This is a genomic window from Nocardia implantans, from assembly GCF_035544775.1.
In the GTDB taxonomy this organism is placed as follows: domain Bacteria; phylum Actinomycetota; class Actinomycetes; order Mycobacteriales; family Mycobacteriaceae; genus Nocardia; species Nocardia implantans.
Genome location: NZ_JAYKYQ010000009.1, coordinates 13,637 through 34,852 on the forward strand (window position 1 = coordinate 13,637; position 21,216 = coordinate 34,852).

Here is a 21,216-nt window from a genome sequence, read left to right on the forward strand (position 1 = left end):
CCGGCCGGCCCGTTCCGTCGCGTCGAGCGCCGACCGCCGCGGCACCGCGCGTCGGCTCCTCACCGCGCCGCGCGTGCGGCGGCGCGCACGACCGCGGCAAGCGCCGCCGCCTGGGCGGAATCGGCTCGTCCGCAGGTCCACCCAGTGTGGTCGGCGCCGCGGTACTCCAGATAAGCGATGGCGCTGTCGTCGCTGTCGATCGTGTGCTGGGTCAGGCCGAGCACCTCGATGCGATACCCGGCCGCGGCCAGTGCCTCGGTGAGCGCCGCGACGGGGCCGCCGCGACGGCGGGTCCGGTGGGTGACCCCGTCGATGATCAGCGTGATCTCGGTGTCCCCGTCGTCGCTGGTGCGCCAGTCTTTCAAGGCCGGCCCCGAGAGTTCGTCGCAATAGACCGCCTCGAACAGGTCACGCAGTTCGGCGGCGGTGATCTCGGCGCCGGTGTCGTCGGCGAGCGCTTGCACGTGCCGGGCGAAATCGATCTGCAGGCGCCGTGGCAGGTCCATGCCGTATTCGGTGTGCAGCAGGTAGGCGACGCCGCCCTTGCCGGATTGGGAATTGACCCGGATCACCGCGTCGTAGCTGCGGCCGATGTCGGCGGGGTCGATGGGCAGATAGGGGACGCGCCAATCGAGTTCACGCTCCGGGATGCCCGTCGCGGCGGCGCGGGCTCGATGCTCGGCCATGCCCTTCTTGATCGCGTCCTGATGGGTGCCGGAGAACGCCGTGTGCACCAGATCGCCCACGTACGGGTGACGTTCGTGGATCGGCATGCGCGTGCAGTACTCGACGGTGCGCCGGATCTCGTCGATGTCGGAGAAGTCGATCATCGGATCGACGCCCTGCGCGTGCAGGTTCAGCGCCAGCGTGGCGATGTCGACGTTGCCGGTGCGCTCGCCGTTGCCGAAGACGCAGCCCTCGACGCGCTGCGCGCCCGCGAGCACCGCGAGCTCGGCACACGCGATGCCGGTGCCGCGATCATTGTGCGGGTGCACCGACAGGATGACGCTGTCGCGGCGGGCCAGATTGCGATGCATGTATTCGATCTGGTCGGCGTAGACGTTCGGGGTGGCGACCTCGACGGTGGCGGGCAGGTTGAGGACGACCGGCCGCCGCGCGGTGGCGTCCCACAAAGTGGTCATCCGGTCGCAGATCTCGAGCACGTAGTCGGGCTCGGTCAGGTTGAACACCTCGGGTGAGAACTCGAACCGCACGTTCGGCAGGTCCCCGGCGCAGTCCAGCACGGCACGTCCGCCGTCGAGGATCAGTTCGGCCAGCGCCGCGCGGTCCTTGCCGAGCACGACGTCCCGCCACGCGGGAGCCGTCGCGGTGTACATGTGGATGACGACGTCGTTGCGGATACCGCGGATCGAGGCGACCGTGCGCTCGATGAGATCGCGCCGCGCCGGGGTGAACACGGCGATCGTCACGTCCTCCGGCGCGAGATCCTCCTCGGCGATGAGCCGTACGAAGTCGAAGTCGGTCTGCGACGCCGACGGGTAACCCACCTCGATTTCCTTGTAGCCCATGGCGACCAGGAGCTCGAAGAAGCGCCGTTTGCGCGCCGGGTCCATCGGTTCGGCGAGTGCCTGATTGCCGTCGCGCAGGTCGACCGGCACCCACAGCGGCGCCTGCGTGATCCTGGCCTGAGGCCAGTCCCGTTGCGTGAGCGGCACTTCCACGCGTTGATAGATGTCCCGGTAGCGGTGCGACGGCATGTGCGAGCGTCGTTGGCGATTCCACGCCGGAGCCTGTTCCGGCATGTCGCCCGCAGGGGTGTGAATGGTGGGGAAAGCGGTGGTCATGGGTCTGCTTTCTGGCCGTTGCGGCCGTCACGACAAAGGTGACCGGCCACGACGAAGCCCCACGGCGGGCGGCCGGTCGTTCAGGCCCCGCCGTGGCGGCTGAGCAGAAGCATGGTGCGCATGATGGCTAGACTGTACACGACTCCTCAGACAAGTAGAGAGGTAGCGATGATCTCGCAGGTACGGCGCCATCCGCTGGCCGCGCAGGCGGCCGAGGTGCTGCTCGCCAGGATCCAGGCGGGCGAATGGCCGCTGGGCCACCGCCTGCCCGGCGAGACCACCCTGGCCGCACAGCTCGGCGTCGGACGCTCCACGCTGCGGGAGGCGATCCGCGAGCTGGCCGGAAAAGGCGTGCTGGACAGCAGGCAAGGCGCGGGCGTCTTCGTGACCGCGCTCGACGTGAGCGAGGAGTGGGACGCGGTGCTGCGCCGCGCCACGATCGCCTCGGTGATCGAAGCGCGCATCGCCATCGAGGCCGAGGCCGCCGCGCTGGCCGCTCAGCGGCGCACCCCCGCCGACCTGCGGATGATCCGCCGGACGCTGGCCGCGCGGGAACCGCACGGCGGGCCGGTGGCCGAGCACGTCGACGCCGATATGGCGTTCCACCGGGCGGTGATCGTGGCCGCGCACAACGACGTGCTGACCCAGTTGTTCGACAGCTTCCTGCCGCGACTGCGCCTGGCGATGATCGACATGCTGAAGATCCGCCCGATGCCCTCGGAGCCCGCCGATCATGCCGCCCACCAGCGCCTGGCCGACGCCATCGCCGACCGCGATCCCACCGCCGCGGCGGAATACAGCCGCGCCCACCTGACCACTTTGAAAGAGGCCTTCACGTGACCGATCCGGTGCTCGAGCTGACCGACGTGACCTTCCGCCGGGAGGGCAAGAAGATCATCGACGGGATCTCCCTGACCGTGCGGGCCGGTGAGCGCTGGGCGCTGCTCGGCCCCAACGGCGCGGGCAAGAGCACGCTGCTCGGCTTCTGCGGCGCCGTCACCTTCCCCACCTCCGGCTCGGTCCGGGTGCTCGGGGCGGAACTCGGCCGCGTCGAATTGCAGCGGCTGCGCCGTGGCATCGGCCAGGTGAACCCGCGGCACCCGCTGCGCTCGCCGCTGACCATCCGCGAGGTCGTGCTGACCGGACTGACCGCGACCATCGACACGCCCATGCGCTGGACCCCGACCCCCGACCAACTCGACCGAGCCGACGCGATGATCGACACCGTCGGCCTGACCGGGAAGGCGAGCGAGATCTGGCCCACGCTCAGCCAAGGCGAGCGCGGCCGCGCGCTCATCGCCCGAGCGCTGATCGCCGAGCCCCGGCTGCTGCTGTTCGACGAACCGTCCACCGGACTGGACGTCGCTGCCCGCGAACAGTTGCTGGACACCCTCGACACCCTGGACCGGACCCACCCCGAGGTCGCCTCCATCCTGGTCACCCACCACCTGGAGGAACTGCCCAGCACGACGACGCACGCGTTGCTGATCGCAGGCGGCCATGCCGTCGCGGCGGGTCCCGCAGCGGAGACGATCACCACCGAGAACGTCACCGCCGCCTTCGCACACCCGGTCGAAGTCCGCCACGACGACGGCCGCTGGACCGCGCGGGCAGCCCGCAAACCCTCAGCCTGGCCGCGATAATCCCGGCTCGCCCTGAAGCCGGACCGAGTGCAGCTCGAACGGGCCGCCTCCGATCACCGCATTCACCGAGGTCGTCGCGGAGCCGAAGCGCGCGGTCGCAAGGCGCACGGCGGTGGGACCGGTGCCGGTGGACGCGCTCGTCGGCGCGAAGGCCATCGCCCCCCGTGCTACGCCGGGCGCGGCGACCTGCGCGCCCAGCGCACCGAAATCCCGCACCAGGCGCACCACGGTGGTAACGCCGCTGTAATCGCCACACCGCAATCGCGTGTGAGTATGCAGCGAAATCGACTACCACCGAAGGGAATACGGCTACGTGTGGCAGCTCTACCGAGCAGTACTCCGCACCGACGACCATCGTGTACTCGGCTATGTGGACGTCGGCCCGAGGCTCATGGAACACGCCAGAATCGGCCACCACCTCGTTCAAGGGATCGAACGACTGCTCACCGAGCCCACTCGGGTCACCTGGGCCGGACGGGACGCGCCGACGCCGGAGCAGGGCGAAAACCTCTATCGCACAGTGGGTTGGGTCGCCGCGCTGGTACCGCCGGAACACGGCGCGGCCGGCCGCTATCTCCTCAATCACGACCTGCGGGTCTTCGTGGACAAAGCGACCGTACTGGAGAACGAGGCCCGTCACCGCATCCACCCGCTGCCCTTGCTCACCGCGGAACCCGTACCCGCCCCCGGCCGCACGGTGGGCGACCACACCGTCCTCGGCTCGTGGGCACACGCCCTGATCTCGGTCCGCGATACCGTGCCCAAGGGATACGAACAACGGAAGTTCGACCTGGTGGAAAGTCTTTCGTGAATGCCACCCCGATGACCGGGCTCTGCGCCAGTGGGCGATCGACAGCGGTGGCGGACTCCAGGCACGCATGCCGATGACGCGCCCGTCGCCGGTCAGCGGCGCAGTCGGACAGCGCGGATGACGAACCGGCTCATCGCCTGGTGCGCGCCGCGGCTTGCTCGGGCGGCGCTCCGACCCCGGCTCACTGTTCCGGTGCGACCGTGGAGGACGCCGAACCGGCGCGGTGCTCGGTATCCGGACCACAAGCCGCGTTCCCGCGCGTTCTGGACGCACCGCGTAGGTGACGCACACCTTGCCCGAGACCAGGGTGATGTGCCTGCCCAGGACGAAGGAGACCAACTCGAATCGGGACATGAACCGTTGCCCCACCGCGAGTTCGGTGAGCATCGGATCGCGCCGGCGCGGGCTGCGCCTGCCGAAGTGGTCCAGCAAGTCGTAGCTGTAGGGCGCGACGCGCAACTGGCACAGCCAGGCGTAGACCAGAGCGGGCGGCGCGTCGATGCCGATCGCGCGATCGGCCTGCAGGCCGCCGGGCTGCCGGTCGTCGCACGGCAGAGGCGCCTCGCGTTCGGCCTCGGTGGCGCCCCACACCGTCCCGGGGATCATGCCGCCGCCGCGATCCGGCGCAGCATGTGACGAACCACCAAGCGGTGACCGCCGCTCCCCACGACCAGCGCGCGATAGATTCGGCCGTGCAGACCGGGAAAGTCGCCGTAACTGCGCGCGCGGACACGGGTCCGGCTCGGGCCCTCCTCGTCCAATTCGAAGATCAGCGCGTATTTCGAGAACCAGTGCTGTCCGCGCAGAGCCAATCGGTGCGGTCGCGTCACGGAATCGATGACGAACCCCGCCGGCGGCGACGGCTCGTGCGGGTCGGGACAGACGACGTCCAGCACCGCTTTCCACGCCCGATCCCGATTCGCGGCGACCGATCTGGCATGCTCATCTATATAGGACAATCGCTCCATATAGAAGGAACGTACTAGTACATGGCGCCGCCCCGCAAGCACGACACCGACGTGATCCTCGACGCAGCACGCGCGCTCGTCCTCGCCGAAGGGCCGCGTGCGGCCAGCGTGTCGGCCATCGCCGAGGCCAGTGGCGCTCCGGTCGGCACCCTCTATCACCGCTTCGGCAACCGCAACGGCGTGCTGACCGCGGCCTGGCTGCGCGCGCTGCGCCGTTTCCAGGACCGCACCCTCGCCGCCGCCGACCAGCCGGATCCGGTGGAAGCGGGCGTCGGGATGGTGCGCGCCGCCCTCCGGTTCGGCCGCGAGCTGCCCGAGGACGCCAAGCTCCTGCTCGAGCTGCGTCCCCGCGATCTGCTCGACGGCGAACCGGACGCCGAGTTCCGCGCGACCCTGTCCGGCATGAACGCGCCGCTGATCGAGCACTTGCACCGCATCGCGCGCGCTTTGCTGGGCCGGGACGGCGAACGTGAGATCGATGCCGTCAGCCGCGCGATCGTCGATCTGCCCTATGCGGCGCTGCGCCGCCACGCCTACGCCCCGGAACTGCCCAGGTGGCTGGAGGAAGACCTCACCGCCGCCGCCCGGACCCTGCTGACCTCCTACCGCCCCTGATCCGCTGCAAGAACCTCAACCGGCGATCAACGCCGGAGTGAGTTCGTCGAGGCCCGAGATCACCTTGGCGGCCAAGCCGAGCGCATCGGAAGCAGGCGGGTACTCCGGGCGCGGCGCCGCGATCACCCGCATCCCGGCCGCGTGGGCCGAGCGCAGGCCGTTGCTCGAGTCCTCGACGGCGACACAGTCGCCCGGCCGCTGCCGCAGGAACGTCGCGACCGTCAGGTAGACGTCCGGCGCCGGTTTGCCGCGATCGACCTCCTCGGTGGAGAAGGTGACGGAGAAATACTCGATCAGACCCGTCCGGCCCAGCACCGTGTCGATGAGCGCGCGCGGCGACGAACTGGCCAGCCCGAGCGGCCAGTGCTCACACATCCGCTGCACGGCCTCGACCGCGCCCGGCAGCAGCGGCACCCCGTCGGCGTAGCGCTCGGACATCCGCTCGATCACCTCCCGCGCGACGGTCTCCGGCGGCTCGCCGACCCCGAGTTCGCCGCTCAGGTAGGCCGACCACTCCCCGGTGCTCATCCCCATCAGCCGCTGCTGGGTGTCGGGCAGCCACCGCCCGCCTTTCTCCGCGACGTAGCCACGCCGCACCAGTTCCCAGACCGGCTCGGAGTCGATCAGGACGCCGTCCATGTCGAACACCACCGCGGTGATACCCATGCGCACAGAGCCTTTCGCCAGCCGAAGCGGTCACCGATCCAGCGAGCCGGGACACATCTGCGGCCGCGGGAACCGGGGCCGATACCACCCGGGATAGGGTGATATCCGGTCGCGCACCAGCCTAGGCGGTCACGACCCGTGACGACGGACACAGCACCCGCGCGGCGAGCATTCGCCGGGCAACCGATAACTTGTTCTTATGAACGAACCGCAGGCCGGCGACTCGCTGCCGAGCAAGGAGCACCACGAGGGCGGGTTCCGGCCGATGACCGAGTTGATCGCCGCGCACGAGGCCGCCAAGGACGACATCTCCCGCGGCGGGCCGCACTACGGCCAGTTCATCGAGCAGGTGCGCGGCCTGATGGACCGGGTTCGGCTTGCCTCGCCCTCCGACGAGCTGGCGGTGGAGGCGATCGGCGTGCTCAAGGAGCTGAACGACAAGCTCGACGCCGCCAAGGTGGACGAGTGGTCGACCCCCAATTGGACCCGCTTCGATCTGCCCGCCCGCGGCAACATCACCCTGCCGCCGTTCCTCATCGACCATGTCGACCCGCAGGACGGCGTCGACGCGCGTCTGACCTTCCGCACCTTCCACCTCGGCGGCAACAGCGCCGCCCACGGCGGCCAGATCGCCATCGCCTTCGACGACCTGCTCGGCATGGCGGCGGCGGTGCGCTCCGGCTCGGTGACCAGGACGGCCTCGCTCACCGTCGACTACCGCTCCATCACGCCGCTGAACACCGAGCTGAAGGTGCGCGCGTGGGCCGAACGCCAGGAGGGCCGCAAAGTCTACGTGCGGGCCACCCTGCACGACGGCGACCGGCTGTGCGCGGAGGCGAACGGCTTGTTCATCGTGCTCAAGCCCGGACAGCCCTGACACACGTTCCAGCACGTCGAGGGCTGACCGGTTCGCGGGGGCGTCTTGGGGACGCCCCGCGCCACGCTGAGCGGCGTTGGCTTCCGACGCGGGGCATTCCGGCTACCGATTAGTTGGGTACACGCTCTCCGCCGCTCACCCCTGCCGCTTCGGCCCGCCGCGGGGGTCGCGCTGTCGCTCGTCCTGGTGACCGCGGCGGTCCGACGGAGTCCGTGCAAGCACGGCGACGACCGGAATCGTCAGGCGCCGGGCCATCGGGTCGCAGGCCATCGATCGCTTGCGACGCAGAATGCCGTCGCGAATGGCGTACGGTGCCAGTTTGCACGAAACGCGCTGCATAGCAGGGGAATTCGTGTCTGCCGGAAGAGCCCAGGTAGGCGAGTCGAGCGCGACCCGGCAGCCCCGTACCCGCACTCGATGCACACTCGCGCGCGATGCGTTCGCGGCCGGACGCTGCGGCGCTGGCCGGTCGGAAGTCCCACCGGCGAGCGCCGACCGATCACCGCCCCGGGAAGTGCGCTTCCCGGTACGCGCCGAACCGGGCGTCCACCTGCTCGGCGCTCAATCCGAAATCGCCGAGGGTGTAGCGGTGCGCCGGACGCGCGGCGCCCGAGGTGCTCTCCGCGTGCAGCGCGGTCATCGCCGCCTCCGCCTCGTCGGTCAGCGGCAGCCCGAAGTGCCGGTAGATCGACGTGACCGTGCCGATCGGATCGGCGACGAACTCGTCGTAGTCGACATCGCAGAACTGCGCCGCGTCGTGGCGTTCGCGGTCGGCGAGAAACCGCTCCGCGCCGCGCGCCCACAGATCCAATTGGGTCGCGCCGACCACCGGGCCGCGGAACTTCTCCGACCAGCCCGCCGACGCCTGCTCGTTCAAGCTGCACACCGACGCGATGATGGTGCGCGGATCGCGGTGCATCTGGATGACCAGCGCGTCCGGATACACCTCGAAGATCGCGTCCAGCGCGAACAGGTGGCTGGGGTTCTTGAGCACCCATCGCTTGCCCGCGTCCGGCAGCCCGATCAACTGGAGGTTGCGCCGGTGCCTGCGGTAGGCGGGCGTCCAATCCCGGTCGCGCAGCCACTCGGAATAGGTGGGCAGGTAGGCCAGGCACTCGTAGGACACCGACATGGCCGACTGCCGCAGCAACTGCCAGCACTCCTCGACCTGATCGGCCGAGATGTGGTGCACACCCATGAATTCCGGGTGCTCGACGTGGTGCTTGTCGTAGGCGGCCGCCAGACGCTGGTAGACCGGGTTGCTCGCCCAGGTCTCGCGCGGCGGGCGCGGCTGCGGCATCTCGGTCAGCCACATCTCCAGCCCCTGGTGCGCCGGGTCGGCGTTGAGCAGGCGGTGCACCGCCGTCGTGCCCGAGCGCGGCAGGCCGGTCACGAAGATCGGGCGCTCGATCGCCACCTCCGCGTGTTCGGGATGCTGCCGCCAGGCCGCCTCGCTGAGCAGCCGCGCGATCAGCGCGCCGCGCAGGAAGGCGCGGTTGACCTTGTTGCCGAACGGCGTGAGTTCGGCGTCCTTCGCATAGGACTCGAGCAGCACCTCGAGGCCATCGCGGTAGTCGTCGGCGCCGAAGTCGTCCAGCCCGACGACCTTGGTCGCCGAGGCGTGCAGATCGTCGATGGTCCCGACGTCGTCCCTACCGATCACGGTCATCTCCTAGTGGTGGAATTCGCCTGCGTTGACGTCCAGGCACGCGCCGGTGATCGCGCGCGCCATGGCGGACGCGAAGAACACGACCGCGTCGGCGATCTCGTCGGGCTCGGGCAGTTTGCGCAGGTCGGTGGTCTTCGCGGTCTCGGCGTAGACCTCATCGGGGGTGATCCCCCGCTGCTGCGCCAGATAGTTGAAGTACCACTTCAGGTTGTCGGCCCAGATATAGCCGGGGGCGACGGAATTGACCCGGATGCCCTTCGGCCCGAGTTCGGTGGCCAGGCTCTGCGCCAGCGCGAGCAGGCTGGCCTTGGCCATCTTGTACGGCCCGAAGGTGCGCCGCGAGTGGTGCAGCACCGCCGAGTTGATCATCACCACCGATCCCTTGGTCTCGGCGAGGGCGGGCACGAACAGCCTGGTCAGCCGCAACGCGGCCAGCACGTTGGTCTCGAAGCCCGCGCGCACCTGGTCCAGATCGACATCGGCGAGGTCGACGATGGGCGGGATCGCGAAGGCGTTGTTCACCAGCGTGTCCACCTTGCCGAACGCGCTGTGGGCGGCCTCGACCAGGTTGGCCGCCGCCGCCTCGTCGTTGATGTCGGTCGGGACGACCACCGCGCGCCTGCCCAGTTCGGTGATCTCCTTCGCCACCTCGGTCAGCCGCGATTCGGTGCGGGAGGCGAGCACCACGTCCGCGCCGGCCTTCGCGCTCTGCACGGCGATCGCGCGCCCGAGTCCCGGCCCGACGCCGGAGACGACGACCACTTTGTCCTGCAACAACATCAGCCCAGCATCCTCTCCGCGACGGCGACCTGACGCGCCGCGATCCGGTCGCGCCACTGCTGCGGGGTGACCCGCGCCTGCTCGTGGAACGGCAGGCGGTTCGGCAGGTCCGCGACGGAGACGACCTCCACGGTGGGCCCGTCGTCGGGTTTCATCTCCCGCGACAGCCGCTGCCACCGGAACTGGAGGTAGCCCCGCGAGTGCCCGGTGCGCTCGATCCAGTTGGCCAGGCCGGGGTCGCGCTCGCTGACCACCAGCCGGATCTTCCCGTCCGGGTCCACGTGCGCCTGGTCGGCGGTGAGGCTGGTCTGGTGGTTGATGTAGTCCAGCGACAGATACCACATGCTGCCGAGCTGGAAGCCCTGGTAGGGCGCGTCGGATTTGGGCACCGTGATGATCATGGCCTGGTTGTCGTCCAGGTCGTAGTGACCCACCGAGGAGAACTGGGTGCTCAGCCCGCCGGGGGTGGGCCTCGGCTCGGTCAGCGTGTTCACCGGCAGGTTCAGATAGAACCACTCCGGGAAGGCCAGGAAGGTCTTCAACCGAGACACCAGCATCTTGCCCGCCACGCCGTACCGCTTGGCGAGCAGGTCCTTGGTCGGCGGCGGCGGCGCTTCGCCGATCCGGTCGGCGCGCTGGATGCGGATGGTGCCCGCCTTCTCGGTCGCCCAATCGCTGTGCACCTCGCGGACTACGAGCATCGCCGCGTCGGTGCCGAGGTGGACGTAGCCGGGGCGCGCCTCGCCCGGACCGAAGCGGATCTCGTAGCTCCCGTCCGGACGGATATCGAGTTCCCGATCGTCGAAGGCGGTGAGGCTGTCGGGCACGTCGACGGGCGAATAGTTGCCGTTGAGCACCTGGAAGCTCAGGTCGCGGGTGGTGCCGCGGGTGCCGGTCACCACGTATTCGGCGTCCGGGCGCAGGTAGGAGTGGTAGTAGAGGGTGTCGGGGTTGTCCAGCCCCATCTTGGTGTACGGGCCGGTGGACATGACGAAGAACGGGAAGTCCAGCTCGTAGGCCCAGGCCATCTGCAACGACGCGCGGATGCTGCCCGCCAGATAGTCGTAACCCTCGACGAGGTCCTGTTCGGTGCGGATGTGCGCGGCTCCGGTGATGATCTGCTCGGCGGCGGCGACTGCGTCCGCGAACGGCTGTGTCAGCAAGAGGCTCTCTCCGGTGTTCCAAATATGTACCGCTCTGGTACATTTCGATAGGAGAAAGATTAGAACGTGTTCTAGGAGTGGTCAATGGTCAGCCGTCGGTCCGCGCCCACCGCACGGGTGGTGCAGGTGCTGGATTTCTTCGTCGAACAGCGCGGCAAGCGCTTCGGGCTGTCCGAACTGGCCCGCGAACTCGACCTGGCGAAACCCACCTGCCTCGGCATCCTCACCGAGCTGACGGCGGGCGGCTATCTGGTGCGCGACGCCGACACCAGGACCTACGGGCTCGGACCGGCGCTGATCGCTGCGGGGCGGGTGGCGCAGGACAGCTTCGCCATCTCCGCGCTGGCCCACGTCGAGCTGGAGAAACTCTCCGCGCGTTACCACACCACCTGCACCGCGTCGGCGGTCGTCGGCGAGCAGATCATGGTGCTGGAGAGCACCGGTCCCGGCCTGGTGAAGGTGGGCGCGGCCTACCATTTCGCGCCGCCGGTCGGCCTGATGTACGTGCTCTGGGACACCGACGCGGCGTTCGACGCCTGGCTGGCCAAGCCGCCCGCGGTGCCGCTACGGCAGGACGAGGCGCGCCTGCGCCAGGTCGTCGCCGAATGCCGCGAGCGCGGATTCCTGGTCGAGAGCATGACCACCGCGGGACGGCGGCTGTACTCGCTGCTGGCCGGAGTCGCCGATCGCGATCTGCCTCCCGAGCTGCGGGAACTGGTCGGCGAACTGGTGACCAGCCTCGGTGAACGGGTGTACCTGGGCGCGGACCTGCGGCCGCGCAAGGAGCACGCGGTGAGCCTGCTCGCCGCACCGACCTTCGATGGCGACGGCAGGCAGAACATGGTGCTCACGATGTACGTCGGCCGCTCGATCACCGGAGCGGAGATCACCCGCCGCGGCGCGGCGCTGGTGGCCGCCGCCGACGCGGTGACGGCGAACTCGGGCGGACGCAGACCATTGACCGAAGACCGAAACGTGTTCTAGTTTTGCGGTGTGAGCCAGTACGCGAAGTCGACGGCGAGCACCTACGAGCTGCCCCATCTGGACGCGCTCGAGGCCGAGTCGGCGCACATATTCCGTGAAGTGGCAGCGACATTCGAGCGCCCGGTGTTGCTGTTCTCCGGCGGCAAGGATTCGGTGGTGATGCTGCACCTGGCGGCCAAGGCCTTCTGGCCGGCGCCGCTGCCGTTCCCGGTGCTGCACATCGACACCGGGCACAATTTCGACGAGGTGATCGCCTACCGCGACGAGACGGTGGCGCGCCTGGGGCTGCGCTTGGTGGTCGGGCGGGTGCAGGACGACATCGATGCGGGACGGGTGGTCGAGGAGACCGGGCCGCGCGCGTCGCGCAACCGGTTGCAGACGACGACGCTGCTGCGCTCGATCCAGGAGGGCTCGTTCGACGCGGTCTTCGGCGGCGCGCGCCGCGACGAGGAGAAGGCGCGCGCCAAGGAGCGGGTGTTCAGCTTCCGCGACGAGTACGGCCAGTGGGATCCGCGCAGGCAGCGCCCCGAACTGTGGAACCTCTACAACGGCAGGCACCGGGCCGGCGAGCACATCCGCGTGTTCCCGCTGTCGAACTGGACCGAACTGGACATCTGGAGCTACATCGCCGCCGAAGGCATCGAGCTGCCCGCGCTGTACTACGCGCACCGCAGGCCGGTGGTGCAACGCGACGGAATGCTGTTGGCGCACACCCGTTTTCTTCAGCTGCTCGACGGCGAGGAGCCGTACGAGGCCACCGTACGGTTCCGCACCGTCGGCGACGCGACCTGCACCGGCTGCGTCGAGTCGAACGCGGCCACGCCCGCGGAGGTGGTCGCCGAGGTCGCCGCCGCGCGGGTCACCGAGCGCGGCGCCACCCGCGCCGACGACCGCATCTCCGAGGCGGGGATGGAAGACCGCAAACGCGAAGGCTACTTCTGATGACGACCACACTGTTGCGCCTGGCCACCGCGGGCAGCGTCGACGACGGCAAATCGACGCTGATCGGCAGGCTGCTGTTCGACTCCAAGACGCTGTTCACCGATCAGCTCGCCGCCGTGGAGCGCACCAGCCGCGACCGCGGCGACGACTACCCGAACCTCGCGCTGCTCACCGACGGCCTGCGCGCCGAACGCGAGCAAGGCATCACCATCGACGTGGCCCATCGCTATTTCGCCACGCCCAGAAGGAAATTCATCATCGCGGACACCCCGGGGCACGTCCAGTACACCCGCAACATGGTGACCGGCGCGTCCACCGCCGACCTGGCGCTGATCCTGGTGGACGCCCGCAAGGGCGTGGTCGAGCAGACCCGAAGGCACGCGTTCCTCGCCAGTTTGCTCGGCATCCCGCACCTGGTGTTGTGCGTGAACAAGATGGACCTGGTGGACTGGTCGCAGGACCGGTTCGAGGAGATCCGCGAGGAGTTCGCGCGCTTCGCCTCCAAACTCGACGTCTCCGATCTGACCTTCGTTCCCGTGTCGGCGCTGCACGGCGACAACATCGTGCACCGGGGCGCGAGCATGCCGTGGTACGAGGGCACTCCCCTGCTGCATCACCTCGAAGAGGTGCACATCGCCTCCGACCGCAACCTGATCGACTCCCGCTTCCCGGTGCAGTACGTCACCCGCAGTCACGCCCATGACTTCCGCGGCTACGCGGGCACGGTGGCGGGCGGGGTATTCAAACCGGGCGATGAAGTGGCGGTGCTGCCGTCGGGCTTCACCACCACGGTGGAGGCGATCTGGGGGCCGGGCGGCGCACCCGTCGCGGAAGCGTTCCCGCCGCAGGCGGTCACCATCCAGCTCGCCGACGAGCTGGACATCTCCCGCGGCGACCTGATCTGCCGCCCGAACAACCGGCCGAACACGGGACGCGACCTGGACGCGATGGTGTGCTGGTTCGCCGAGGACACCCAGCTCACCCCCGGCGCGACCTACACCATCCGGCACACCACCCGGGCGGCCACCGCCGAGGTGCGCTCGCTCGACTACCGGCTGGATGTCAATACCCTGCACCGCGACGAGCACGCGGAGGCATTGTCGCTCAACGAGATCGGCCGCGTCCAGCTGCGCACCCGCCAGCCCTTGCTGTTCGACCCCTACCGGCGCAACCGCGCCACCGGCAGTTTCATCCTCGTCGACGACACCACGAACAACACCGTCGCCGCGGGCATGATCACCGGCCCGAGCCTGCCTTCGTCCCGGGTGGTCTGGCACTCCACCGCCGTCGAGCGTGACGAGCGCGCCACCCGCGGCCTGACGGTCTGGCTCACCGGCTTGTCGGGCTCGGGGAAGTCCACCGTCGCGGTGGAGTTGGAGCGCAGACTCGTGGCGGCGGGCCGCCCGGCGTTCCTCCTCGACGGCGACAACCTGCGCCACGGCTTGAACTCCGATCTCGGATTCAGCGCGGCCGACCGGGAAGAGAACGTGCGGCGCGTGGGCGAAGTGGCGAAACTGTTCGCCGAAGCCGGTGTGGTGGCGGTCGTTTCGCTGATCAGCCCCTACCGCGCCGACCGCGACCGCGCCCGCGCCGCCCACGAAGCGGCGGGCATCCCGTTCCTCGAGGTTTTCGTCGACACGCCACTGGCGGTCTGCGAGGCCCGCGACCCGAAAGGCATGTACGCCAAGGCCCGAGCGGGCGAGATCCGCGGATTCACCGGCATCGACGACCCCTACGAAGCGCCGACCGAAGCCGAGATCGTGCTGCGGCCCGACCACGGGGATCCGGCGGCGATGGCGGCGACGATCCTCGCGCGGCTGAGCCGGATTGATTGATCCCGCCTCGGTGCGGCGGCCGCCGTGCCGATCGACGGTCCGTAGCTGACCGCCGGAGCCGGCTTCGTGGATCGGCTATCCCCTCCACAGTCGATACACGAAGCCGGCTTCGGCGACATCCCCGTAATCGGTTCGGATACGAGCGTAGGGCGCTAGGATCCGATTGTAAAGCGCTAGATTTCTAGCCGGTGCGCTCTGATCCTTTACATGCCGATACCATGGTTCCACGGGGACGGGCCGAATCGGGAGGTTGGTGGCACAGGTCGTGTCTGCGGATGGAGAGGACTGCACCGAGGAGCAGGCGGAGGACGCCGGTCCTATCGCGCGGCACCTCAATCGGGTGATCGCCGCCGCCCAGCAGCGGGATGCGCGTAGCTACTCCAACAAGGACATCGCCGAGCGCTCGACCGCGCTCGGCTATCCGCTCAGCCCGGCGCAGGTGTCGCACATCCGGCTCGGACGTGTCCGCAACCCGAGTTTCCGCACCATCGAAGGGATTTCCGTGGCGCTGGGCGTGGACGTGCGCGAATTCCTCGACGGCGCCGCCGCACAGCAAGCCGACGTCGACTCGCGGCTGGCCGCGCAGCTTTCCGAGGCGGGCGTCGAGGCGATCGGCTTCCGCCTGTCCGAACTCAGCACACTGAACGAGTTGGGCAGGTCGACGTTCGGAGCCATAGTCGGCAATATCCTCCGCGACCTCCAGCAGCACGAACTCTATCGCCGACCGGCCGCCACCGAGGAAGACGAGGAGACCACTGGCTGAGCGACGGCTGTCGCCCCGTATCAGAGCCGCAGGTCGGCCGCCGGGATTCGCGGCGCGGCACCGGGCCGGAAGGTCGCTTGCGCTATCGGGCGGCGAACTTCCGTGTACGAATCCAACGCGGCGGCAATGGAGTTCGCACTGCGCAACGCCTTCGCCAAGACGATCGCGTCCTCGATGGCAGAAGTCGCACCCCGCCCCGCCGCCGGTGAAACGGCATGCGCCGCATCGCCGATCAGCACCGTGTCCGCGTTGTGCCACCTTCCCTCGGGTTCCAGTTCGTACAGCGCGATCGGCGCGCTCACCTCGGAGCGCTCCAGCACTTCCGCCACCGGCGTGACCCGCAGGGCGTCGAGGAACACGTCGGGATCGGTCACCGTGGCCGCGGAAGCGACGTTCCGTCTGCTGAACCAGAACGATCCATCGCGATCGTCCCCCACATACCCCACCACTCCGTCCGGATGCGACCAGAAGTGCAGCACGTTCGTCGGCAGCCCGCGCACCGGTTCCGGGAAGTGCCCGTACCGGATCGACTGGCCGGTGTAGGTGGGCTCACGGCGATCGCCGAGCATGCGCCGGGTAGCCGAACGAGCGCCGTCCGCGCCGACCAGCAGATCGCCCGTGCGTCCACCGGGGTCGGCCCGAGTTCCGTAGTCGCAAGAGATATCCGCTCGGTCCAGTCCTTCGCGCAACACGGCCAGCAGATCCCTGCGCCACACATGGGTACTCGACCAGCGATGACCGGGCTCGGTCCGGGGGAAGGAACTCGCCCGTCCGGTGACCGTGTCGACGGTGCTGACGCCGACCACCGGGAATCCGGCAGCCCTGACCCTTTCCCCCAATCCGATCTGGTCGAGCGCGGTCGATGCCGCCGGACCGAGCGTGACCCAGCCGCCCACATCGGCCGCGCGCGTCGCGTGCTCGTAGACTTGAACGCGGACACCGACTTTCGCCATCGCGAGTGCCGCACATGCCCCTCCGATACCGCAACCGATGACTTCGGCTCGAAACATCAGGTCACACCTTCACCGCTGGGCGGAACCATCGACGACGCACCCGAATCATGTCCTCCCCCAGGCTGGCCGCCAAGGCCACGAGCAGTTTACGGTCGGCGTCGAACGTATCAGCCTTGTCCACGGCCGCGCGGTGCGGCTCACCGTACAGCACCGGCCGCTCGCGATTGGCCGTGGCGACGCGCTGGAGTTCGCGCGCGTATCCGGAAAGCGTGGCGGTCGACGTCGGGTCGACTTGGGGACTGAGCAACATCAGGGCATCGCGAATGTCGACCATCATCGCTTGACGCCGCTCCATGATGGCGGCCAGCGGTTGCCGGAGTCGGAAAGCGGGATTCGGCCGTTCCGGAAGGAACCGGGTGATCACGCCGACCGCGAAACGCCACAGCCGCCAGAGCAGCAAAACGTCACGCAGTGCCCCGAGGCCGGCGACCAAGGCTCGGATCCGCATCACCAAGCCATACCAGGACACGCCCAGCAGGAAGATGAACTGCCCCAGATAGACCTCCCATCGACCGAGCACGACGAGCGCTCGCGGCGGCTTCGCCGATGCGGCGTGATAACCGAGCTGAACGGTGAACGCCACGGTCGCCGCGAGCATCAACACCGCACCGATCACCGCCAGCATGATGCCGTGCGCAGGCGTCCCCGACAGCAACCGCAGGTATGCGACGCAGTAGTAGACGATCAGCACCCCGATCGGCACGGTGATCACCTTCTCGCCGAGCGAGAAACCGACCACGGCAGGGTCGGTGAACCCATAGGGCTTCGCGTCCGGCCCGGCGGCGACGGCGAACACCGCCAAGGCCGCGATGGAGGCGACCAGCGGGACGGCGACGGCGATCAGGATCTTCTTCGTCTGCGCGGTGTGCCGCGCGGCCAGCACGAAGAACGCGACGATGCAGACCTTGCCGCCCACCAGCAGCACGGTGCCGATGAATTCGTATTCCATCGCGGTCAGCAACCACGGATCCGACCGATCCTGGACATACTCTCCGAAGGAATATCCCGACGCCAGGAAGAAGAACGCCCCGACCACCGCGAGCAGAGCGACGTCCTTGTTCCGGCGGTACTGACTCGCCTTCCAGATCATGGCCACGGTGAATGCCGCGATGAGCCACCCGTGCGGTATGTAGATCACAGCCAGCCCATTCTCTCCTGCAGCGGCAGGGACGGGTCTTCTTCTCGCTGCATCGGACGCAGGGCGCGCTGCCGGTCGAGCACCCGGCTCACCTGATATGCCCACCGCGCCAGCAGGTTCGCGGTGTACTCCGCTTCCCATTCCCGTTCCGGGGACATCGCCGAATGGCGGTGCACGCTTCCGGTCTCGTAGTGCCCGGCGATGATGTGACCGAACTCGTGCCCGATGCCGTGATCCTGATGCCAGGCGGGTGTCGCCTTCTGGTACGCGATGACATACGTGTCGGGCGGCGCCGAGAGCTTCAGCGTGATCGCGAAGAAGCAATCGACCGGCAGCAGCTTTTCCTGCAGCAGCACCGTGGCGCCGGTGAACTCGCAGTAGCGCTCGATCAGCTGGCGCATGGTCAGCAGTTCACGCACCTGCATGCGCTGAAGCAGCAGCCGGGTGCGATGTTCGACCTCACGCACCATCGCGGGGTTCGGGACGAAACGCGATTCCGCGTCCGGCCCACTTCCGGCGATCGCCGCCGGATCGCCGGGCGAGCGTCTCACGCGCCCGCGCCACACGGGAATCATCAGACGTCACACTCCGCAGCCCACCCCACCGCCCGACCTTCGGCAACCGGTGTGTCGAACGGTACGAATACGATGCCGAGCGCCGCGCCTGATCGACCGATGCCGTTCCAAGCCCCGTGCCCGGCGGTTCGGCGTTCAAAGTACCATCACCGCGACCGAACAGCATCAGTCCGAATCGGGCTGCCGTGGCGTAGCATTCGCGGTTGTCATTGCGCGGCCCGACCCGATCCGGCGCGACATGGTGTCATTCAGCCGAGTGAATCGACTCCGGTGTTCTCGCCGCACAGCGCGGCGCGGAGCGTGTCGCGCAGCCAGCGCTGGGCCGGGTCGGCGTCGAGGCGGGCGTGCCAGAGCAGGCGCACATCGACCTCCGGCAAGGTGTCGGGCAGGGGGAACCAGCGGATGCCGAGAGCCGGGCCGTACTGTTCGGCGAGGCGCTGCGGGACGAGGCCGACGTAGCGGCTCGTGGCGACCAGTAGCGCCGCGACCGCGAAGGACGGGACGACGGCCGCGACGTGGCGTTGCAGCCCGACGGCGTCGAGTGCGTCGTCGAGCGGTCCGCGCGCCCGGCCGCGGCGGGAGGCCGAGACGTGCGGATGGCGGCACAGTTGGCGCAAGGTCGGGCGGCGGCGCATGCCCAGCGGGCTGTCGGCTCGGACGATGCCGACCATTCGTTCCCGATACAGCACGGCTGTCCGGATGTCGGGAGCCGCGACGTCGCCGACGCCGATATCGAGATCGACCGAGCCGTCGCGGAGGGCCTCGGCGCTTTCGCTGCCTTCGGTGACGAAGCGCAGCACCACGCCGGGAGCGGCGGCGGCCGTGGCTTCGACCGCAGCCGTCGCCAGTGTCGCCGCGACGCCGTCGTTGATGCGGATCGTGAAGGTGCGCTTCAGCTCGCCGATCGAGACCTCGCGGTCGGCGCTGATCAGTGCGGATGCCTCGTCGAGCAGCGACCGCACTCGCGGAGCGGTGCGCAGCGCGAACGGTGTGGGAGCCATTCCGCGACCGGCCCGTACCAAGATCGGGTCGTTCATCGCCCGGCGCAAGCGGCCCAGTGCCCGGCTGGTCGCCGGGATGGACAGATGCAGGCGCTCGGAAGCCGCCGTGACGCTGCCTTCTTGGATCAGCGCGTCGAACACGCGCAGCAGGTTCAGATCGAGCTGCTCCGGCATAGTTGCATGGTACGCAAGAGATAATTGCCAAAGTTGCGTGGCATGCAGACACGCGAGGTCCATACCGTCGTCGACATGCCGTTCAATGTCTTGATCCGGGATCGTGGGCCGTCACCGGACCCGATGTCCCCTCCCGTCACCCGGCGTGGCCTGCTCGCGGTGATGTGCGCCTGCGTGGTGCTCGTCGTCGGGATGGTCGCCGCCATCAATCTCGCCGTCCCGATGCTCGCCGCGAGCGCGCTTCACCCGTCCGCCTCGGCGCTGATCTGGATCATCGACACCTACGTGATCGTCTTCGCGTGCCTGGTGATCCCAGGCGGTGCCGCCGGAGATCGTTTCGGGCGCAAGGGAGTGCTGCTCATCGGGCTGGTGCTGTTCGCGGCGGGCGCACTGCTCTGCGCGCTCGCACCGAACGTGGCGCTGCTGCTGGCGGGCCGTGCGATCACCGGAGTCGGCGCCGCCGCCGTGCTGCCCAACACCCTTTCGGTCCTGCTGCACGCCGTCCCCGCCGAACGCAAGGGCGCGACCATCGCCACCTGGGCCTCGATGACGGGCATCGGCGGAGTCGTCGGCAACGTCGGCGGCGGCTCGATCCTGTCGGGTGGATCGTGGCGGTGGTTGTTCGCCGCCGTCGTGCCGATCTGCCTGGTTCTCGCCGCGCTGGTGGGACGCGTCGCGCCGGTGTCGCCGCGCCATGATCGCCGCCTCGACCCGATCGGCACGGTGCTGCTCGTCGGTGCGTCGGTCGCGCTGCTGCTCGGCATCGTCCAAGGGCCGGAGGCGGGGTGGGACAGTGTGGTGGTCGTGTCCGGATTCGTCTGCGCCGCTGTGCTGTTCGCCGTGTGGACGGTTGTGGAACTGAAAGTCGAGCACCCGCTGCTGGATCCCCGGTTGTTCCGAGTACCCGGCCTGCGCAGTGCCTGCCTCGGTATGACGGCGGTCTTCTTCGGCATGTTCGCGCTGTTCTATGTCAACGCGTCGTTCTTGCAGTACGGCAAGGGGTTCGGCGTGCTGCGCACCGGGCTGGGCATCGTGCCGCTGACCCTCCCGATCATCCTCGGCGCACGACACGCCGGACGCGTCTCGGGACGCATCGGCCTCGACGCGACCATCGCGCTGGCCTTCGCGTTCGTCGGCTGCGGACTGCTCGGACTGTCCACCAGCGGCACGCAGACGTCCTATGTCGCCTACGCGGCGTGGCTCGTGGTCACCGGAATCGGTGTGGCACTGGCGCTTCCGACGCTCTCCGGCGCCATCGCCGGTGCGCTGCCGCGGGAGCAGGCCGGAGTCGGAGCGGGACTGCAAGCCACCACCAGGGAATTCGGCAGCGCCTTGGGCGTCGCCGTCATCGGCACGGTGCTCACCGCACGGTTCGCCGCCGCCCTGCCGCCGGACATCCGCGCCGGCCATTCCCCGCACACCGTGGCCGAAGCCCTCGCCTCGACCGCCCCCGATCGCGCCACCGAAGTGATAACGGCGTTCGTCTCGGGCGCGGACGCCGGACTCCGCGCGATCGGCGTGATCGTACTCGTCCTCGGCGGTCTGGTGGTGCTGCAGTCTGCGCTGTCCCGGCGGAGGGGGCCCGCCGCCGGTTGATCAGCGGACGATATCGACATATCGGGTGCGGTAGTCCGACAACCATCGAACAGCTTTCCCCCAATAGCCGCCATCAGCTCAATATGCCGGCCGATTCAGCGCTTTGCCCAGTGCGCTGCGCCGTGTCAGCACCGGCAGCCGACCAGCGGATACCTCTGCACGGGTTACGGGCGTCCGCCTACATCACAGACCGCTGGT

Annotated in this window: 21 protein-coding genes; 10 read left to right on the top strand and 11 right to left on the bottom strand. The window is 68.9% G+C overall.

The genetic code is table 11. The annotated features are described in order from the left end of the window. Positions 1–59: 59 nt before the first annotated feature. Entirely contained in the window at positions 60–1,763 is a 1,704-nt protein-coding gene (locus U3653_RS21085; RefSeq protein WP_323124328.1) for a 2-isopropylmalate synthase, read from the bottom strand. 210 nt (positions 1,764–1,973) lie between these two features. Here U3653_RS21085 and U3653_RS21090 point away from each other — a divergent pair, with 210 nt between their 5' ends. After that, a complete protein-coding gene (locus tag U3653_RS21090; protein WP_195081761.1) occupies positions 1,974–2,645 on the top strand; it encodes a FadR/GntR family transcriptional regulator in 672 nt (223 codons plus the stop codon). Further along, positions 2,642–3,448, top strand: a complete 807-nt coding sequence (locus U3653_RS21095; RefSeq protein ID WP_195081760.1) for an ABC transporter ATP-binding protein — start codon at positions 2,642–2,644, stop codon at positions 3,446–3,448. The genes U3653_RS21090 and U3653_RS21095 overlap by 4 nt, the downstream gene beginning before the upstream one ends. Here the strand turns inward: U3653_RS21095 and U3653_RS21100 are convergent. After that, entirely contained in the window at positions 3,431–3,676 is a 246-nt protein-coding gene (locus U3653_RS21100; RefSeq protein WP_195081759.1) for a hypothetical protein, read from the bottom strand. The two genes, U3653_RS21095 and U3653_RS21100, sit on opposite strands and share 18 nt — an antisense overlap. 85 nt (positions 3,677–3,761) lie before the next feature. Here U3653_RS21100 and U3653_RS21105 point away from each other — a divergent pair, with 85 nt between their 5' ends. After that, positions 3,762–4,259: a hypothetical protein gene (locus U3653_RS21105; RefSeq protein WP_195081758.1), complete on the top strand. Its 498-nt coding sequence runs from the start codon at positions 3,762–3,764 to the stop codon at positions 4,257–4,259. A 602-nt stretch (positions 4,260–4,861) separates the two neighbouring features. On the opposite strand, the gene U3653_RS21110 is transcribed toward U3653_RS21105, so the two are convergent. Further along, a complete protein-coding gene (locus tag U3653_RS21110) occupies positions 4,862–5,227 on the bottom strand; it encodes a hypothetical protein (RefSeq protein WP_195081757.1) in 366 nt (121 codons plus the stop codon). A 21-nt stretch (positions 5,228–5,248) separates the two neighbouring features. Here U3653_RS21110 and U3653_RS21115 point away from each other — a divergent pair, with 21 nt between their 5' ends. Continuing rightward, a complete protein-coding gene (locus U3653_RS21115) occupies positions 5,249–5,842 on the top strand; it encodes a TetR/AcrR family transcriptional regulator (protein ID WP_195081756.1) in 594 nt (197 codons plus the stop codon). A 15-nt stretch (positions 5,843–5,857) separates the two neighbouring features. Here the strand turns inward: U3653_RS21115 and U3653_RS21120 are convergent, their stop codons facing one another. After that, complete coding sequence (locus tag U3653_RS21120) at positions 5,858–6,508, bottom strand: HAD family hydrolase (protein WP_195081755.1); 651 nt, start codon at positions 6,506–6,508, stop codon at positions 5,858–5,860. A gap of 199 nt (positions 6,509–6,707) precedes the next feature. On the opposite strand from U3653_RS21120, the gene U3653_RS21125 reads away from it, so the two are divergent. Then, complete coding sequence (locus U3653_RS21125) at positions 6,708–7,385, top strand: PaaI family thioesterase (protein WP_195081754.1); 678 nt, start codon at positions 6,708–6,710, stop codon at positions 7,383–7,385. A 499-nt stretch (positions 7,386–7,884) separates the two neighbouring features. Here U3653_RS21125 and U3653_RS21130 read toward each other — a convergent pair whose 3' ends face one another. Genes U3653_RS21130 through U3653_RS21140 form a run of 3 tightly spaced genes read right to left on the bottom strand, consistent with a single transcriptional unit; the run spans position 7,885 to position 10,997 of the window. After that, complete coding sequence (locus U3653_RS21130; protein WP_324722431.1) at positions 7,885–9,048, bottom strand: sulfotransferase family protein; 1,164 nt, start codon at positions 9,046–9,048, stop codon at positions 7,885–7,887. A gap of 9 nt (positions 9,049–9,057) precedes the next feature. Next, the gene (locus U3653_RS21135; RefSeq protein WP_039797758.1) at positions 9,058–9,834 is read right to left on the bottom strand and encodes an SDR family oxidoreductase; all 777 of its coding nucleotides are present in this window, start codon (positions 9,832–9,834) and stop codon (positions 9,058–9,060) included. Further along, complete coding sequence (locus tag U3653_RS21140; RefSeq protein WP_195081752.1) at positions 9,834–10,997, bottom strand: hypothetical protein; 1,164 nt, start codon at positions 10,995–10,997, stop codon at positions 9,834–9,836. The genes U3653_RS21135 and U3653_RS21140 overlap by 1 nt, the downstream gene beginning before the upstream one ends. An 84-nt stretch (positions 10,998–11,081) precedes the next feature. Between U3653_RS21140 and U3653_RS21145 the strand changes: the two genes are divergently transcribed. The 4 genes from U3653_RS21145 (at position 11,082) to U3653_RS21160 (ending at position 15,521) form a co-directional block, all read left to right on the top strand. Then, positions 11,082–11,981, top strand: a complete 900-nt coding sequence (locus U3653_RS21145; protein ID WP_195081751.1) for a helix-turn-helix domain-containing protein — start codon at positions 11,082–11,084, stop codon at positions 11,979–11,981. Between the two features lie 9 nt (positions 11,982–11,990). Then, positions 11,991–12,923: a sulfate adenylyltransferase subunit CysD gene (gene cysD / locus U3653_RS21150; RefSeq protein ID WP_195081750.1), complete on the top strand. Its 933-nt coding sequence runs from the start codon at positions 11,991–11,993 to the stop codon at positions 12,921–12,923. Next, entirely contained in the window at positions 12,923–14,758 is a 1,836-nt protein-coding gene (gene cysC / locus U3653_RS21155; RefSeq protein ID WP_195081749.1) for an adenylyl-sulfate kinase, read from the top strand. The genes cysD and cysC overlap by 1 nt, the downstream gene beginning before the upstream one ends. A gap of 340 nt (positions 14,759–15,098) precedes the next feature. Continuing rightward, positions 15,099–15,521, top strand: coding sequence for a helix-turn-helix domain-containing protein (locus U3653_RS21160; RefSeq protein WP_195081748.1), 423 nt, complete (start codon positions 15,099–15,101; stop codon positions 15,519–15,521). A gap of 20 nt (positions 15,522–15,541) precedes the next feature. Here U3653_RS21160 and U3653_RS21165 read toward each other — a convergent pair whose 3' ends face one another. The 4 genes from U3653_RS21165 to U3653_RS21180 form a co-directional block, all read right to left on the bottom strand. Beyond that, entirely contained in the window at positions 15,542–16,531 is a 990-nt protein-coding gene (locus U3653_RS21165) for an FAD-dependent oxidoreductase (protein WP_195081747.1), read from the bottom strand. 4 nt (positions 16,532–16,535) lie between these two features. Next, positions 16,536–17,672, bottom strand: coding sequence for a hypothetical protein (locus tag U3653_RS21170; protein ID WP_195081746.1), 1,137 nt, complete (start codon positions 17,670–17,672; stop codon positions 16,536–16,538). Then, positions 17,669–18,223 carry a hypothetical protein gene (locus U3653_RS21175; RefSeq protein ID WP_195081745.1) on the bottom strand — a complete coding sequence of 185 codons (555 nt, stop codon included), beginning with the start codon at positions 18,221–18,223 and terminating at the stop codon, positions 17,669–17,671. The genes U3653_RS21170 and U3653_RS21175 overlap by 4 nt, the downstream gene beginning before the upstream one ends. 272 nt (positions 18,224–18,495) lie before the next feature. Then, the gene (locus tag U3653_RS21180; RefSeq protein ID WP_195081744.1) at positions 18,496–19,422 is read right to left on the bottom strand and encodes a LysR family transcriptional regulator; all 927 of its coding nucleotides are present in this window, start codon (positions 19,420–19,422) and stop codon (positions 18,496–18,498) included. 75 nt (positions 19,423–19,497) lie between these two features. On the opposite strand from U3653_RS21180, the gene U3653_RS21185 reads away from it, so the two are divergent. Continuing rightward, positions 19,498–21,018 carry an MFS transporter gene (locus tag U3653_RS21185; protein ID WP_195081743.1) on the top strand — a complete coding sequence of 507 codons (1,521 nt, stop codon included), beginning with the start codon at positions 19,498–19,500 and terminating at the stop codon, positions 21,016–21,018. Positions 21,019–21,216 lie beyond the last annotated feature (198 nt).

Coding starts and splice junctions, on each gene's coding strand:
- U3653_RS21125 (WP_195081754.1), top strand. CDS start 6,708: ATGAACGAACCGCAGGCCGGCGACTCGCTGCCGAGCAAGGAGCACCAC.
- cysC (WP_195081749.1), top strand. CDS start 12,923: ATGACGACCACACTGTTGCGCCTGGCCACCGCGGGCAGCGTCGACGAC.
- U3653_RS21085 (WP_323124328.1), bottom strand. CDS start 1,763: ATGCCGGAACAGGCTCCGGCGTGGAATCGCCAACGACGCTCGCACATG.
- U3653_RS21115 (WP_195081756.1), top strand. CDS start 5,249: ATGGCGCCGCCCCGCAAGCACGACACCGACGTGATCCTCGACGCAGCA.
- U3653_RS21180 (WP_195081744.1), bottom strand. CDS start 19,422: ATGCCGGAGCAGCTCGATCTGAACCTGCTGCGCGTGTTCGACGCGCTG.
- U3653_RS21120 (WP_195081755.1), bottom strand. CDS start 6,508: ATGGGTATCACCGCGGTGGTGTTCGACATGGACGGCGTCCTGATCGAC.
- U3653_RS21185 (WP_195081743.1), top strand. CDS start 19,498: ATGCCGTTCAATGTCTTGATCCGGGATCGTGGGCCGTCACCGGACCCG.
- U3653_RS21135 (WP_039797758.1), bottom strand. CDS start 9,834: ATGTTGTTGCAGGACAAAGTGGTCGTCGTCTCCGGCGTCGGGCCGGGA.
- U3653_RS21165 (WP_195081747.1), bottom strand. CDS start 16,531: ATGTTTCGAGCCGAAGTCATCGGTTGCGGTATCGGAGGGGCATGTGCG.
- U3653_RS21145 (WP_195081751.1), top strand. CDS start 11,082: ATGGTCAGCCGTCGGTCCGCGCCCACCGCACGGGTGGTGCAGGTGCTG.
- U3653_RS21090 (WP_195081761.1), top strand. CDS start 1,974: ATGATCTCGCAGGTACGGCGCCATCCGCTGGCCGCGCAGGCGGCCGAG.
- U3653_RS21110 (WP_195081757.1), bottom strand. CDS start 5,227: ATGGAGCGATTGTCCTATATAGATGAGCATGCCAGATCGGTCGCCGCG.